Origin of the sequence: Pseudoalteromonas amylolytica, assembly GCF_001854605.1 — a bacterium.
In the GTDB taxonomy this organism is placed as follows: Bacteria; Pseudomonadota; Gammaproteobacteria; order Enterobacterales; family Alteromonadaceae; genus Pseudoalteromonas; species Pseudoalteromonas amylolytica.
Map to the genome: position 1 here is coordinate 220,451 of NZ_MKJU01000030.1, position 14,743 is coordinate 235,193.

14 protein-coding genes are annotated in these 14,743 nt (G+C 43.7%); 13 read left to right on the forward strand and 1 reads right to left on the reverse strand.

What is annotated here, in order from left to right; translation table 11 throughout:
• Window positions 1-80 precede the first annotated feature (80 nt).
• Window positions 81-332 carry an FAD assembly factor SdhE gene (locus BET10_RS16915; protein WP_070986766.1) on the forward strand — a complete coding sequence of 84 codons (252 nt, stop codon included), beginning with the start codon at window positions 81-83 and terminating at the stop codon, window positions 330-332.
• Window positions 333-727: 395 nt separating this feature from the next.
• Here BET10_RS16915 and nadB read toward each other — a convergent pair whose 3' ends face one another.
• On the reverse strand, window positions 728-2,323 hold the full coding sequence (nadB, locus tag BET10_RS16925; protein ID WP_070986768.1) for an L-aspartate oxidase: 1,596 nt from the start codon (window positions 2,321-2,323) through the stop codon (window positions 728-730).
• A gap of 267 nt (window positions 2,324-2,590) precedes the next feature.
• On the opposite strand from nadB, the gene rpoE reads away from it, so the two are divergent.
• The 12 genes from rpoE (at window position 2,591) to BET10_RS16985 (ending at window position 14,731) form a co-directional block, all read left to right on the forward strand.
• Window positions 2,591-3,172, forward strand: coding sequence for an RNA polymerase sigma factor RpoE (rpoE, locus tag BET10_RS16930; RefSeq protein ID WP_070986769.1), 582 nt, complete (start codon window positions 2,591-2,593; stop codon window positions 3,170-3,172).
• A gap of 1 nt (window position 3,173) precedes the next feature.
• Entirely contained in the window at window positions 3,174-3,785 is a 612-nt protein-coding gene (locus BET10_RS16935; protein WP_070986770.1) for a sigma-E factor negative regulatory protein, read from the forward strand.
• A 4-nt stretch (window positions 3,786-3,789) separates the two neighbouring features.
• A complete protein-coding gene (locus BET10_RS16940) occupies window positions 3,790-4,740 on the forward strand; it encodes a MucB/RseB C-terminal domain-containing protein (RefSeq protein WP_070986771.1) in 951 nt (316 codons plus the stop codon).
• The gene (locus BET10_RS16945) at window positions 4,737-5,186 is read left to right on the forward strand and encodes a SoxR reducing system RseC family protein (protein WP_070986772.1); all 450 of its coding nucleotides are present in this window, start codon (window positions 4,737-4,739) and stop codon (window positions 5,184-5,186) included. Before BET10_RS16940 ends, BET10_RS16945 begins: the two co-directional genes overlap by 4 nt.
• A gap of 68 nt (window positions 5,187-5,254) precedes the next feature.
• Complete coding sequence (gene lepA / locus BET10_RS16950) at window positions 5,255-7,042, forward strand: translation elongation factor 4 (protein WP_070986773.1); 1,788 nt, start codon at window positions 5,255-5,257, stop codon at window positions 7,040-7,042.
• 13 nt (window positions 7,043-7,055) lie between these two features.
• Window positions 7,056-7,994, forward strand: a complete 939-nt coding sequence (gene lepB / locus BET10_RS16955) for a signal peptidase I (RefSeq protein ID WP_070986774.1) — start codon at window positions 7,056-7,058, stop codon at window positions 7,992-7,994.
• 2 nt (window positions 7,995-7,996) lie between these two features.
• Window positions 7,997-8,674, forward strand: coding sequence for a ribonuclease III (rnc, locus tag BET10_RS16960; protein ID WP_070986775.1), 678 nt, complete (start codon window positions 7,997-7,999; stop codon window positions 8,672-8,674).
• Entirely contained in the window at window positions 8,664-9,563 is a 900-nt protein-coding gene (era, locus tag BET10_RS16965) for a GTPase Era (protein WP_070986776.1), read from the forward strand. The genes rnc and era overlap by 11 nt, the downstream gene beginning before the upstream one ends.
• Complete coding sequence (gene recO, locus BET10_RS16970; protein ID WP_070986777.1) at window positions 9,564-10,253, forward strand: DNA repair protein RecO; 690 nt, start codon at window positions 9,564-9,566, stop codon at window positions 10,251-10,253.
• A gap of 4 nt (window positions 10,254-10,257) precedes the next feature.
• On the forward strand, window positions 10,258-10,992 hold the full coding sequence (pdxJ, locus tag BET10_RS16975; RefSeq protein WP_070986778.1) for a pyridoxine 5'-phosphate synthase: 735 nt from the start codon (window positions 10,258-10,260) through the stop codon (window positions 10,990-10,992).
• A gap of 56 nt (window positions 10,993-11,048) precedes the next feature.
• Window positions 11,049-11,897 carry a hypothetical protein gene (locus BET10_RS16980; protein WP_070986779.1) on the forward strand — a complete coding sequence of 283 codons (849 nt, stop codon included), beginning with the start codon at window positions 11,049-11,051 and terminating at the stop codon, window positions 11,895-11,897.
• Window positions 11,898-12,058: 161 nt separating this feature from the next.
• On the forward strand, window positions 12,059-14,731 hold the full coding sequence (locus tag BET10_RS16985; RefSeq protein ID WP_083330590.1) for a YHYH protein: 2,673 nt from the start codon (window positions 12,059-12,061) through the stop codon (window positions 14,729-14,731).
• The last annotated feature ends 12 nt before the right edge of the window (window positions 14,732-14,743 follow it).

Here is a 14,743-nt window from a genome sequence, read left to right on the forward strand (position 1 = left end):
TAAAGATCTGTGTTTCATTTCACAAACTAAGATATAATTAGCACGCAAAAAATAAACAATGATAGATTAAGGGTATTTAAATGGCAGAGCTGTATTCAAAGTCTCGCACAAAATGGGCATGTCGTCGTGGTATGTTAGAGCTAGATGTGTTGTTGGGGCCATTTGTTGATGAAGCCTACGATGCATTGAGTGAACAAGATAAGCTCGTTTTTCAGCGTTTATTAGCCGTTGAAGACCCAGATTTATTCGCGTGGTTTATGGGGCATGAGAATTGTCCTGATGCCGAACTTAACGCTATGGTAAAGCTGATCCTTGACCGAGTCCGCGTATAGATTTTCTTTTGAAAATAATTATTTAGACCACAAGCCCTTTGTGGTCTTATTCGCCTGTGTAACATTTATCTCAATCCTACTGTTTCCACAATTGTTATCAATTCTTCTCGCGCTATTGCTTGGTATATCCGGCTATTGTTTATGCCTGCGGCAATTGCGTTCGCGTACGCCAAAACGCGGAGTTGTGTTACTGACGCAAGAGGATAATTTTATTGAGCTTTATGGTGATATTGAATTTGTAGGCAAGATAGCTAAGGCGTTGGTATTTTTCGATATCTTAATTTTGCAGCTCGAGAGCTATTCTGGAGTAAACAAAAGAGTATTAATCGTGCGATCGGCGCTTTCGACACAGGCTTGGGCTCGCCTGTGCCGACTGAGTTTGCAGCACTGCGAAGCTACGGAACCAAAATAGTGGGTTTTGGGTCTTGGTTTTGTTGTGGGAAGTCAATTGTATAGTGTAACCCTCGACTTTCTTTGCGTGCCAATGCGCTGCGAATAATTAACTCGGCAACTTGCACTAGGTTTCTTAGCTCAAGCAAATTGTTACTTACTCTAAAATGTGCATAGTACTCTTGAATTTCTTGTTGAAGTAGTTCAACGCGACGTAATGCTCGTTCTAAACGCTTGGTTGAGCGCACGATCCCGACGTAATCCCACATAAATAATCTCAACTCATGCCAGTTATGGGTAATTACCACTTCTTCATCCGAATCGCTCACGCGACTTTCATCCCACTCGGGTAGTTCTGGTGGTGTTGGGCTTGATTTGATTTTTGCTAGAATGTCTTTCGCGGCGGCATGGGCAAATACAATACATTCTAATAACGAGTTACTGGCCATTCTATTTGCACCGTGCAGGCCTGTGTATGCTACTTCGCCCACCGCGTACAAGTTGTCTATGTCTGTTTTGCCATTAAAGTCTGTCATTACTCCACCACATGTGTAATGCGCGGCGGGCACCACAGGGATGGCTTCTTTAGTGATATCTAGGCCGACACTTAAGCATTTAGCATAGATGGTAGGGAAGTGCTCGATGATAAAGTCTTTGTCTTTATGAGAAATATCAAGGTAGACACAGTTGGCCCCAAGACGCTTCATTTCATAGTCAATTGCTCGTGCGACGATATCTCTTGGAGCAAGCTCTTCACGCTCATCAAAATCTGGCATAAACCGCGTACCATCTGGCCTTTTAAGCAATGCTCCTTCGCCTCTCATGGCTTCAGTGATCAGAAAATTTTGCAATTCGGGATGGTATAAACTTGTGGGGTGGAATTGATTAAATTCCATGTTTGCAACTTTACAGCCAGCGCGCCAAGCCATTGCAATGCCATCACCACTAGAAACATCTGGGTTCGATGTATATAAATAAACTTTACTGGCGCCACCTGTAGCCAGAGCAACAAACTTAGCAGAGATTGTTTCTACTTGGTCTTTCGCACGATTGAATACATATACGCCATGAATGCGGCGCTCATCAGCAGTTTTATCATTAATAAGGTCGATGGCATTGTGTTGTTCGAGTAGGGTGATGTTAGGGTGTAACTGTACCTGAGAGACCAAGGTTGTTTGTACGGCTTTGCCAGTGGCATCTGCTGCGTGTAAAATGCGGCGATGGCTGTGGCCACCTTCACGCGTTAAGTGGTAACGCTCTTTACCTTTGCTGTCGAATTCCATGTCAAAAGGAACACCTTGTTCAATCAGCCACTTTAAACAATTTTTGGCATTACTTGCGGTATAATGCACAGCATCTCGGTCACACAGCCCTGCACCTGCAGCGAGCGTATCTTCCACATGTGACTCGATACTGTCATTCTTTTTGTCAAATACAGCGGCAATGCCACCTTGTGCGTAAAGTGTTGAGCCTTCTTTCAGGGCGCCTTTGCTTATCACGGTAACATGACAATGATTTGCCAAAGACAAGGCTAGACTTAAACCTGCCGCGCCGCTTCCGATTACAACTACATCGGTGCTATGATTTTTTTTTGACTTCATGTTTTTTGGATCTTCACTTTTTCTAGGCACTACATACAGCTAGATGCAACATTTTTTGCTATTATACACCTAATTGGGCCAAACCAAATGGGCTTTATGTGAGTGGTATTTACACGATAATGTATGTGTCAGATATGCTGAATGTCATTATTTTAAAAAAAATATCAAAAAAACAGAACTTTTTATTCATGGCCTAGTCAGAGTAGCAGTAAATAATGGCAACGAAACATTAAGTTATAACGATAACAAAGAGGAGTACCGGCTCGAATGAGCGAGCAGGATTTGGATTTAGAACTGGTTAAGCGGGTTCAGCAAGGAGATAAAAATGCCTTCAACCTTTTAGTTGCCAAATATCAAAATAAGGTCGCCGCGCTGATTTCACGTTATGTGTCAAACCACGGTGATGTAGCAGATGTTGCGCAAGAAGCGTTTATCAAAGCGTATCGCGCACTCCCCAACTTTAGGGGGGAAAGTGCGTTTTACACTTGGTTGTATCGTATCGCGGTTAACTGCTCGAAGAATTATTTGGTGGCTCAAGGGCGAAAACCCCCAGCCAACGATGTAGATGCTGAAGAAGCTGAATTTTATGATGGCGCTGAGCAATTACGCTCAAATGCATCTCCGGAAAACTTATTGCTAAGTGATGAGGTACGATCGGTGATATTTGCAACTATCGATGGTTTGCCTGATGACTTAAAAACAGCGATCACCTTGAGAGAAATCGAAGGAATGAGCTACGACGAAATTGCAGTGGTAATGGATTGCCCAGTTGGTACTGTTCGTTCTCGAATTTTCAGAGCGCGAGAAGCAATAGATAACAATTTAAACCCACTAATAGGTGAGTCATAACATGACAAAAGCGAACCTCAAAAAATCACCACAAGAGTTGGCATCATCCGCACTTGATGGAGATTTGCAGCTTGACGAGTCATCTTTGAGTAACATAGACACAAGTAAGTTTGCGCGCTATGCGCAAATAGGTGACGTGATGCGTGAAGCTCAAACGGGTGGTATTAGCATTGATATTACTGCAAAGGTGGCAGAAGCATTGGAAAATGAGCCATGCCATAATCTCAATCTGCAAAGTGAGTATCAAGAGCAAGTTGATCAAGGTGCCAAAGTTGTAAAACTAAGCGCTTGGCGCAGACCAATTTCTCAAATGGCAATAGCAGCAAGTGTTGCGCTGGTCGCCGTGCTTGGTGTCAACACGATGCCACAACAAAGCAGCCCTGCAATGGACGAAATGCCGGTTTTACAGTCTCGACCTTTAGCGGGTGGCGTAGCGCCTGTTAGCTTTTCAACTGAGCAGTCAGCATTGCAAAGCGCTGAGAAGGGCATTCGCGATTTACAGCAGCAACGCATTGGTGCCCTTGTACTTGAGCATCAAAGACAGTCTCGAGTTGCCTACGCTTTACAGCAAAAAAGCAAAGTTGAGTCAGAACAATTAGAGGAAAAGAAGTAGTTAAATGAGATTACTTGCCTGTATTTTAGGTCTATGTTTGGCTTCATGGGTACATGCTGAGGAAGTTGTTTCTGCCAGACAGTTACTACAAAACATGGCCTCAGCGGTCCACAATAGAAATTTTGATGCTTCTTTTGTGGTCCTCAAAGGTAAAGGCATGGAGCCTTACCGTTGGGTTCATGCAAAACACGAAAACAAAGAATTAGAGTTGCTAAGTTTGCTTAACGGAGCCGGTTTAGAAATCGTCAGAGTTGATGATCTAGTTACTTATTATGAACCCCAATCCGCGCCTTACTCAGTGAGAACCGACTCAATAGCAGGTCCAATCCCTGAAGTACTTTTTAAAGATGTCAGTGCACTTTTAGAGCATTATGACTTTGTATTAGGAGGCAAAGGTCGAATTGCGGGCAGGCCAGCACAGCTTGTTAGGGTCGAAGCTAAAGATAGCAGTAAGTATAACTACTGGCTATGGATTGATACCCAGTCTTCTTTATTATTGAAAGCCGCATACGTGAATCAGCAAGGGGAGTTGCTAGAGCAACTGCAGCTTACTCATATTAGTGTAACACCAGAACCTGCAGAGCAACTGCTAGAGCTAACCCAAAGAAAGTTTCCAACACCATTACCCGCTTTGAAATTAAGCAAAGATGATACATTGCAAAATAATTGGCAAATAGGTTGGTTGCCAGAGGGGTTTAAATTGTTAAAATCAGACAGACATAAGTTAGATTTGAATAATGAATTGGCTGATTACTATTTGTTTTCTGACGGGTTAGTCGATATCTCTGTATTTGTACAGCGTCCGCTGCCAGGACAAAGGCCAAGTGGTGCATTGTCCTCTGGTGCAACGACTGTATATGTTCACAACTCCGGCGCATTTGATGTGTCTGTGGTGGGCAACATCCCTGCGATGACTGCAAAAAGTATAGCTGAGTCAGTAAAGCGACCGCTATGATTGAACAAACCCTAACTGTGGTGTCAGTTTCTGGCACTACAGCCTATTTGGAAGCCGAACAAAAGCCCGCATGTGAAGGCTGTAATGGTAAATGCGGCTCACAAGTCTTTAGTAAACTTTTTGGAACTCACAACAAGACTTTTCCAATAAAGGTTGATAACACTTTGGAAATTGGGCAAAAAGTTAAACTCAGTCTAGATGACTCCAAAGTCGTCAATCACGCCTTCTATGTTTATATGTTGCCTCTGATGATGGCATTTATATTCGTATTTATTGCGTCACTAGGGTTAGCTCTTAGTGAACCTTGGCAGATATTTTTGGCGTTAGCTGGTGGCTTTTTAGGCTACTTGTTCGCTAAAAAGCGCGTTCAGTCGATAAAACATGATGTAAAAGTGGTAAAAATTTACCCAATTAGCATGGCTGTGACGCAAATAGATGGTGATTGAGTTAAATAACAGGTAAAATCGGCGCTTTAATCCATTTAGTGACTTAATAGAAGTTTAGAATCCAGTATATGAAGCATATCCGTAACTTTTCTATCATCGCCCACATTGACCATGGCAAATCAACACTTTCTGACCGCCTAATTCAAGTATGCGGTGGCCTTACAGACCGCGAAATGCAGCAGCAGGTTCTGGATTCGATGGACATCGAGCGAGAGCGCGGTATTACCATCAAGGCACAAAGTGTTACTCTAAATTACACTGCCAAAGATGGCGAAACATACATGTTGAACTTCATCGACACACCAGGACACGTTGATTTTACTTATGAAGTATCACGTTCTTTGGCTGCGTGTGAAGGTGCACTATTAGTTGTGGATGCAGGTCAGGGCGTAGAGGCACAAACCCTAGCCAACTGTTACACCGCAATTGAAATGGATTTAGAAGTTATTCCAATTCTAAACAAAATCGACCTACCTCAAGCCGACCCACTGCGCGTCGCTGAAGAAATTGAAGACATCGTTGGTATCGATGCGCTTGATGCTGTGCAGTGTAGTGCTAAAACAGGTTTAGGTATTGAAGATGTTTTAGAAAATATCGTACGTGATGTACCGCCACCAGAGGGAAACCCCGAGGCACCGCTTCAGGCATTGATCATCGACTCTTGGTTTGACTCATACCAAGGGGTTGTTTCACTTGTGCGCATCAAGCATGGTGAATTACGTCAAGGTGACAAGATTAAGATTATGTCGACAGGGCAAACCCACATTGCGGACAAAGTCGGTATTTTCACGCCAAAGCAGAAAAATACCGGTATTTTGAAAACAGGCGAAGTAGGCTATGTGATAGCGGGTATCAAAGATATCCACGGTGCGCCTGTAGGTGATACAATTACTTTAACTAAGAACGCAGCCCCTGAGCGTTTACCTGGTTTCCAACGTGTTAAACCACAAGTATATGCGGGGATGTTCCCTATTTCTTCTGACGATTATGAATCGTTCCGTGATGCTCTTAATAAGTTGAGCCTTAACGACGCCTCGTTATTTTTCGAGCCAGAGAATTCTACCGCGCTGGGGTTTGGTTTCCGTGTTGGTTTCCTTGGTATGTTGCACATGGAGATCATCCAAGAGCGTTTAGAGCGTGAATACGATATGGATCTGATCACCACAGCGCCTACGGTAATTTACGAGATTGAAACCAAAAACGGCACTATCCAGATAGATAATCCATCGGCATTGCCGCCTGTGAACGATATTCTCGAAATTCGTGAGCCGATTGTGGAGGCGAATATCCTAGTTCCTCAGGAATATTTAGGAAACGTGATCACTTTGTGTGTTGAAAAACGCGGCATGCAAACCAAGATGGCTTATCACGGCAAACAAGTTGCAATAACGTATGAGTTACCAATGGCTGAAGTAGTGATGGACTTCTTTGACAAGTTAAAATCTACTAGCCGTGGTTTCGCGTCGCTTGATTATAACTTTAAGCACTTCCAAGCCTCTGATATGGTACGTGTTGATATTCTTATCAATGGTGACCGAGTTGATGCTTTAGCTATCATTGCACACCGTGACGGCGCGCAAAGCCGTGGACGTCAACTTGCAGATGCACTTAAAGAGCTGATCCCTCGTCAGATGTTTGATATCGCGATTCAAGCCGCAATCGGTGGTCATGTGATCGCGCGTACGACAGTAAAACAACTACGTAAGAACGTAATCGCAAAATGTTATGGCGGTGACGTAAGTCGTAAGAAAAAGCTACTTCAGAAACAAAAAGAAGGTAAAAAGCGCATGAAGCAGTTGGGTAACGTTGAAGTTCCTCAAGATGCGTTTCTTGCCATATTAAAAGTGGGCAAATAACAGGAAATTTTTAATGGCAGGCTATTTTTCAATATTTTTGGTGGTACTAACCATAGGCTCAGGTTTACTTTGGTTACTAGATCACCTGCTTTATGCACCGAAGAGAAAACAACGGATTGCGATAGCTCAAGGTGCTTCAGAGCAACCACTAGATGAAGATGTTATCTCACAAATAGCACCTGAACCTGCCATCATAGAAGGTGCTAAGTCTATTTTCCCAATGATCGCAGCGATCACAATTTTTCGCTCATTTATCTTTGAACCTTTCCAAATTCCGTCAGGTTCAATGATGCCAACGTTGCTGGATGGCGATTTTATTTTGGTACAAAAATATGCTTATGGCATCAAAGATCCAGTGTGGCGTTCGCAACTGGTTGAAGTAGGCCAGCCTGAACGTGGGGACGTTGCTGTTTTTAAGTTTCCTCTGGATGAGCGTATTGACTTTATCAAGCGTGTGATTGGTCTTCCAGGAGATCACATTGTTTATCGTAATCGCCAACTCTATATTAAGCCTAAATGTGCTCAAGGTGAGCAACAGCAAGGCAATTTAGTGTGTGGTGAGTATAATAAAATAAAGCTAGATATCGTTAACAACGATGAATATATGCAAGGTTCAATGCCGTTGGTTCGTTTGACAGAAAGCTTGCCGGATGTACAGCATGATATACTTATTAATCCTCAAGCAATTGAACCTGTAGAGCGCTATCGTCCGCAACAACCTGGTACTAGAAAAGACGAGTGGATTGTACCAGAGAACAGCTATTTTGCTATGGGTGACAACCGTAACAATAGCCAAGACAGCCGTATGTGGGGATTTGTTCCTAAGGAAAACCTTGTCGGTAAAGCTGTCTTTATTTGGATGAGTTTTGATTTTGAAAATGGCCCAGATAGCCTACTTCCAGGTTGGGTTCCAACTGGTGTTCGTTTTGGACGCCTAGGTAATATTCAGTAACAATGAAAAGAAACGTAGCAGAATTATACAGTAAGATAGGATATCACTTTAACAACGAGGCATTGCTTGAGCAGGCTATGACGCATCGCAGTCACAAGGGCCAGCACAACGAGCGATTAGAATTTCTTGGAGATTCAATTTTGAGTTTTGTAATCGCCAATGCCTTGTATCATCAATTTCCAAAAGCGCGCGAAGGTGACTTAAGCCGTATGCGCTCCACGTTGGTTCGAGGTCAGACGTTAGCTGAGTTTGGTGTAGAGTTTAATTTGGGTGACTATTTAAGATTGGGGCCAGGTGAGCTAAAAAGTGGTGGCTTTCGTCGCGAGTCAACTCTAGCGGACGCAGTAGAGGCAATTATTGGCGCTGTGTTCTTAGATTCAGATATAGATACTTGTAGTGAATTGATCTTAACTTGGTACAACACACGTTTAGAAGCCATTTCACCGGGTCATAATCAAAAGGACCCTAAGACTTTACTACAAGAGTATTTGCAAGCGCGCAAATTACCACTGCCAGGCTACACTGTAATAGATACAAAGGGCCAAGCACACAACCAAACATTCACGGTCGAATGTATTGTGGAAGGGATGGAGAGCATAATTTCAGTAGGTAGCTCTCGTCGTAAAGCGGAACAGAAAGCTGCCGAAAAAGCATTGAAGATATTAAAAAATGACGCCTAATACACACTGTGGCATGGTTGCCATTGTTGGTCGCCCAAACGTTGGTAAATCAACGCTATTAAATAAAATTGTTGAGCAAAAAGTAAGTATTACTTCGCGGAAGCCGCAAACTACTCGTCACCGCATCATGGGTATCCATACCGAGGATAATTACCAAGCGGTATATGTGGATACCCCAGGATTACATATCGAAGAAAAACGCGCTATCAACCGTTTAATGAACCGTGCAGCGTCTAGTTCAATTGGCGATGTTGAGCTCATAATTTTTGTACTTGAAGGTACACTTTGGAATAGTGACGACGAGATGGTGCTTAACAAAGTTAAGCAAAGTGGTCGCCCCGTCCTTGTAGTAATGAACAAGGTTGATCAGGTTAAAGAGCATGAAGAAGTGCTTAAGCACATGCAATGGTTATCTGAGCAAGGTGAGTTTGTTGGTATTGTTCCTGTTTCTGCAAAGCAGAATAAAAATATCGATCTTGTGAAAGAAGCGGTACGTTCTCGTTTGCCTGAGTGTGAGTTTTACTTCCCTGAAGATTATGTGACTGACCGTTCAATGCGTTTTTTAGCCGCCGAAATTGTTCGTGAAAAGCTGATGCGCTTTATGGGCGATGAACTTCCTTATTCAGTAACCGTGGAAATCGAGCAGTTTAAATGGCAAGACAATGGGGTGTGGCAAATTAATGCCTTGATCTTGGTTGAGCGCGAGTCGCAAAAGCGAATGGTGATCGGTAATAAGGGTGAAAAGCTCAAAGTAATAGGCCGTGAAGCACGTAAAGATTTAGAAAGCATGTTGGACAACAAAGTGTTTTTAGAGTTGTGGGTTAAAGTGAAGTCTGGTTGGGCTGATGATGAACGAGCACTGCGCAGCTTAGGATACGGAGAAGACTGATTGCAAAACGACTTTCGACAAGTGTATTTATTGCATCGGCGAGCTCATAGCGACTCGCAGTTAATGCTTAATACACTTGTTGAAGGGGTTGGACACCTTAGCATGATTGCAAGAGTCAAAGGGCGGCAAGCGCTTAAGCATAATGCCCACTTAAGACCTTTCACACCGATTCTTGCTCAATATGGCGGTCGCCATGATTTAAAATACCTAAACTCCTTTGAACTGGCACAAAATCCATTATCATTACATGGTAAGCAGCTATATTGCGGCTTTTATTTAAACGAGCTGACCTATCGGATTGTGCCACGTAATGAACCTCAAGAGCAGGTATTTACGCTCTATCAACAGCATTTAATGACATTGGCAAAGCAAGTCGATGTAGAGCCTGTGTTACGTAGCTATGAATTTCAATTGCTTGGTTTGCTTGGGTTTGGAGTGGAGTTTGATATCGATGCTTACGGTGAGCCCGTTAGCGCAAATTTAAGTTATCAATATTTACCAGAGCAGGGGTTTGTGCCAACAAACATGCCACATTATGGCTTTGCAGGTGCTGCTTTGCTGGCGATGGCCGAGCATGATTTTGCTAAGCCTCCGGTGCGAAGAGCGGCAAAACATCTCAGCCGGCATTTATTGAAACCGTTATTAGGAAACAAGGCTTTAAAAAGCCGAGAATTATTTATATCAAGGTAAGGCTATGAAAGATATTTTATTGGGCGTGAACGTGGATCACATTGCGACGCTGAGACAAGCACGTGGTACCAGCTATCCTGATCCGGCCCATGCAGCAAGCGTGGCAGAACATGCTGGGGCTGATGGTATTACGATTCATTTGCGTGAAGATCGCCGCCATATTCAAGATAGAGATGTATACGTAATGGCAAAAACGATTCAAACCCGTATGAATCTTGAGATAGCTGTAACTGATGAAATGCTTAAAATTGCCCAAGAAGTTAAACCTGAGTACGTATGTTTAGTACCAGAGAAACGTGAAGAGCTTACCACCGAGGGTGGCTTGGATGTACTTGGTAATCAGCAGGAGATAACTGACGCGGTTAAAGTACTCGCTGATGCAGGCATTAAAGTTTCGTTATTTATTGATGCGGACAAAGCTCAAATAGATGCAGCTAAGGCAACAGGTGCCCCTTACATAGAAATTCATACGGGGGCATATGCGGATGCGCACAACGATCAAGAGCAAGCCGCAGAGCTAGAGCGTATTCGTGAAGGTGTTAAGTATGCGCATGGCTTAGGTATTATTGTTAATGCTGGTCATGGTTTGCACTACCATAATGTTAAACCAATCGCGCAAATGTCAGAGATCTATGAGTTAAACATTGGTCATGCAATCGTCGCGCGTGCAGCAATTGATGGCCTGGAAAAAGCAGTCAGAGACATGAAGCGTCTGATGCTTGAAGCAAGACAAGCATAAGGTTTACAAATATAGGGGCCACTTTTGTGGCTTTTATTTTGTCAAAGGAATAAAGCATGATGCCTTGGCAGCAACACTTTATCGTACAGCATCAACTCCCTCCTAATTATGTTGAAGATGCTCAACCTATTTGTATATGGCTACGGGATTTAGTCAAGTCAGCCCCACAGCCACTGTGTATTGGCATCAATGGCGCTCAGGGGTCTGGTAAATCAACGCTAGCGGCATTTTTGGCAGTGTATTTACGCAGCTTAGGTTATACGGCGCGCAGTGTGTCGCTCGATGATTTTTATCTATCACCTGCTGAACGTGAAAAAGTGGCAAACCAACATCATCCACTATTCAAAACTCGCGGTGTGCCAGGTACACATAATGTGGCTATGCTTCAGTCCATATTGCGTGACTTTAAGCATCAAAAACCAATTACGTTACCAAGTTTTGATAAGTCAACAGATACCCCCGAGCCAAAACACAAATGGTTAAAGTGTGAAGACAAGCTTGAAATATTACTTCTTGAAGGGTGGTGCTTAGGGCTCAGCAAAGAGCCAGATGAACGATTACATCGCAATGTGAATGACTTTGAACGACGACAAGATAGTAATGGTAAGTTTAGAACCCAAGTAAATCAGTTTCTAGGGGGAGAATATCACAGTGCTTTTGCTGGCTTGGATAAGCTTATCTACCTCAATGTTGAAAGTTTTGAGCGCGTATTTGAATGGCGACTGAAACAAGAACAACAGCTTGTTACAAAAGCAAAGGTCGGTATGACAAAGAGCCAAGTGTATGATTTTATACAATACTTTCAAAGACTCACAGAGTGGGGGGTTGAATCTTTACCGCAGCGCTGTGACTTACACGTCAAGGTTCGAGAAAACCATAGATTTGCAGTTGAGTCGCTAATGTAGCAGTACAGCTTTAAGGGCTGTGGAGATTTTTGTTCCTTTATTGGTTCTTTTATATCATCTTGGTTCATCCGACCAGTATTATTTTCTTACCCTGTGCATAATTCATCCACATTTTGTGCTTAGCTTAATTACTTCCCTAATAATAGGTATTAAGGCGCAATATGATGATAAAGCTAAGCAAACAATTCTGCGCAAGTCTGCTATTGGGCTTGTTAACCATCACGTTGTTAACTGGGTGCGGTGGCTCTGGAAGCGACTCTAGCAGCGTCAATCCTCCTAGTGATAATAATTCGGGTGATACGCCAGATGATGGCGATTCAGGCGATGATAACTCAGGAAATAGTAATTACAGTGGTTCTGGTGCCATAACACAAGGCGTTGCAACGACAACTACAGCTAATTTGTTTCCGTCAGGGAGCCGTGTGTCAGCCGTGGGTTCTATCACTGATAGTAGTCAGCAAAGTTGGATTGTACCTGCTGATACGCTATTCCAAAGTAACTCAATGCCATTTGCAGCAGATTTATATAACAGTTATGTATCAGGACATAACTATGCAAGTGCTGCAGCGGCAGAAGCTGCACTAGATGGTACAGACATCATTGAGATTGACGCCGATGGTGAGGTGATCACTGCCTATATTTTCGCAGATAATTACTTTGAGATGTATGTTAATGGTAATGCGGTTGGTAAAGACCCCGTACCTTTCACTGAGTTTAATTCGAATATTGTTCGCTTTAAGGTGAAGCAACCTTTTACAGTGGCAATGGCATTGGTAGATTGGGAAGAAACACTTGGTACAGGCACTGAAAATAATCAGGGAAGTGCCTATGCTGCTGGTGACGGTGGTATGGTCGCTGTATTCAAAGACAGCAATGGACACATCGTTGGCGTCACGAACAATCAGTGGAAAGCTCAAACTTACTACACAGCACCTATTGTCGATCCTACTTGTCTGAGTGAGTCTGACAGTCAGCGCCTGTCATCAAGTTGTAGTACGGGAGCCGTTAGTGACATCTCTGCGGTTTATGGTGTGCACTGGAGCAGGCCTGCGAACTGGATGAGCGAGAACTTTGACGACAGTAGTTGGCCAAGTGCTTCATCTTATACTAACGAGACGGTTGGTGTTGATAACAAACAAGCATACACCAATTTTACCGCCGTGTTTGATGATGCTCAAAGTGATGCGCAATTTATCTGGAGCTCAAACTTAGTGCTAGATAATGAAGTATTAGTGCGAGGCACAATCGGTGACAGCACAGGTGATGATGACTCTACCGACAGTGGTGATTTCCAGTTGACCAGCAAAGCGGTAAAAAGCGATAACATAGTGCCATTGTCAGCAACGTGTGATGGTGCTGATGGCGGCAAATCTGTTTCACTGCAATGGAGTGGTGCACCATCACAGACTCAATCGTATGCGCTTTCAATGCATCATTTTCCAAATCCAAATGATGCAGGAGACTTTTCAAAAGCACATTCATACTGGACGGTTTATGATATACCTGCGGCGACGGTAAACCTAGCCTCAGGTGAAACCGCCATTGGCGTGTTTGGCATCAATAGTGTAAATAACCAGCAACAATACGCAGCGCCATGTTCAGCGGACTCTTCAGAGCATGATTATACAATTACGCTTTATGCACTTTCGTCGTCGGTGGGCAGCTTAGGCCTATCTGGTAGTACGACCGATCTTGTAACGCTTCGTGATGCGATTGCCCCGCATACTTTGGGTACGGCTAAGCTGTCACTGACGCGTTCTCGCTATAACCCTAACAATGACCAACACGTACCACAGAGTGTTGCAACAACTTGTGCCGCAAAATCAGCAGCATTTGCAGCCTACAGCGACCATGTTTCTGTCAGTTGCAGTGATAATACGATGAGCGTCACGACCCACACTTTACTACCTTACCGTTCACAGTTAGATAGTGATAAAGCAAATGTAGGCATTCGCTCTTGGATAGGTCGCGTGCCTATTGCAGAACAACTTACTTGGACTTTGCCAATCACACCGAGTTATTTGCCCACGCCACAGAGCAACATCAATATTCACCATGCGGTAGGGGTATCGGTAGAGGGGATCCCGATTCTTCACTATGCCAAAGAGAGCCAACCAGATGAGATTGCTCAACTGGGTCAAGACTATAGCAGTCGAGACACCGTATTATTAGGGGAAATAGATCAGTGTGGTGGTCACGCAGGCAATGGAGAAGACTATCACTACCATATGGCACCCATTTGCTTGATGGACAGTCATGACCCGTCACTGCCGCTGGCGTATATGTTCGACGGCTTACCACTTTATTTTGGTACGGGGGGAGGCGTAAAAACGACAGGTGGTACAGATTATGGGGCTGGTCGATATGAAGATTTGAACTATCTACCGTTAGATGTGAAAAACGGCAGTAATCCCCTTGATGACTGTAATGCATATGATTTACACGGTGATGGCAGCGAATATGTTTATTACAGCACCAGCGACGCGCCATACAGTATCGGCTGCTTTAGAGCACAAGCCAACCAAGAAGGTTCAGTTCCTGGTGGCCCTCATTGGGTTCAAGAAAGAGACTTGTCTTGGTCAGGAAATGATGTCTTACTCACTGACTACGACACAATGAGCTTTAGCGGAAAGACTTGGCAGTTTATCGAAGTGACACCGGGTGAAAGTAATAATCGCATTGCAGCAGGTAAGAAAGCGCTGATCATGTACCGACAACTGGCAAGTGGCGACAGCGGTTATGACCCTAATGCCAATTGCTATGCGTTTAGATATCGTCTTGATAGCACGGATACAGCTGGTACGAATGACACTTATTCGGAGCATTGTCGATGAGCCAAGGAGTGA

What these genes read in the sequence shown, in the direction of transcription:
- BET10_RS16915 (WP_070986766.1), top strand. Translation starts at nt 81, where the DNA reads ATGGCAGAGCTGTATTCAAAGTCTCGCACAAAATGGGCATGTCGTCGT.
- nadB (WP_070986768.1), bottom strand. Translation starts at nt 2,323, where the DNA reads ATGAAGTCAAAAAAAAATCATAGCACCGATGTAGTTGTAATCGGAAGC.
- rpoE (WP_070986769.1), top strand. Translation starts at nt 2,591, where the DNA reads ATGAGCGAGCAGGATTTGGATTTAGAACTGGTTAAGCGGGTTCAGCAA.
- BET10_RS16935 (WP_070986770.1), top strand. Translation starts at nt 3,174, where the DNA reads ATGACAAAAGCGAACCTCAAAAAATCACCACAAGAGTTGGCATCATCC.
- BET10_RS16940 (WP_070986771.1), top strand. Translation starts at nt 3,790, where the DNA reads ATGAGATTACTTGCCTGTATTTTAGGTCTATGTTTGGCTTCATGGGTA.
- BET10_RS16945 (WP_070986772.1), top strand. Translation starts at nt 4,737, where the DNA reads ATGATTGAACAAACCCTAACTGTGGTGTCAGTTTCTGGCACTACAGCC.
- lepA (WP_070986773.1), top strand. Translation starts at nt 5,255, where the DNA reads ATGAAGCATATCCGTAACTTTTCTATCATCGCCCACATTGACCATGGC.
- lepB (WP_070986774.1), top strand. Translation starts at nt 7,056, where the DNA reads ATGGCAGGCTATTTTTCAATATTTTTGGTGGTACTAACCATAGGCTCA.
- rnc (WP_070986775.1), top strand. Translation starts at nt 7,997, where the DNA reads ATGAAAAGAAACGTAGCAGAATTATACAGTAAGATAGGATATCACTTT.
- era (WP_070986776.1), top strand. Translation starts at nt 8,664, where the DNA reads ATGACGCCTAATACACACTGTGGCATGGTTGCCATTGTTGGTCGCCCA.
- pdxJ (WP_070986778.1), top strand. Translation starts at nt 10,258, where the DNA reads ATGAAAGATATTTTATTGGGCGTGAACGTGGATCACATTGCGACGCTG.
- BET10_RS16980 (WP_070986779.1), top strand. Translation starts at nt 11,049, where the DNA reads ATGATGCCTTGGCAGCAACACTTTATCGTACAGCATCAACTCCCTCCT.
- BET10_RS16985 (WP_083330590.1), top strand. Translation starts at nt 12,059, where the DNA reads ATGATGATAAAGCTAAGCAAACAATTCTGCGCAAGTCTGCTATTGGGC.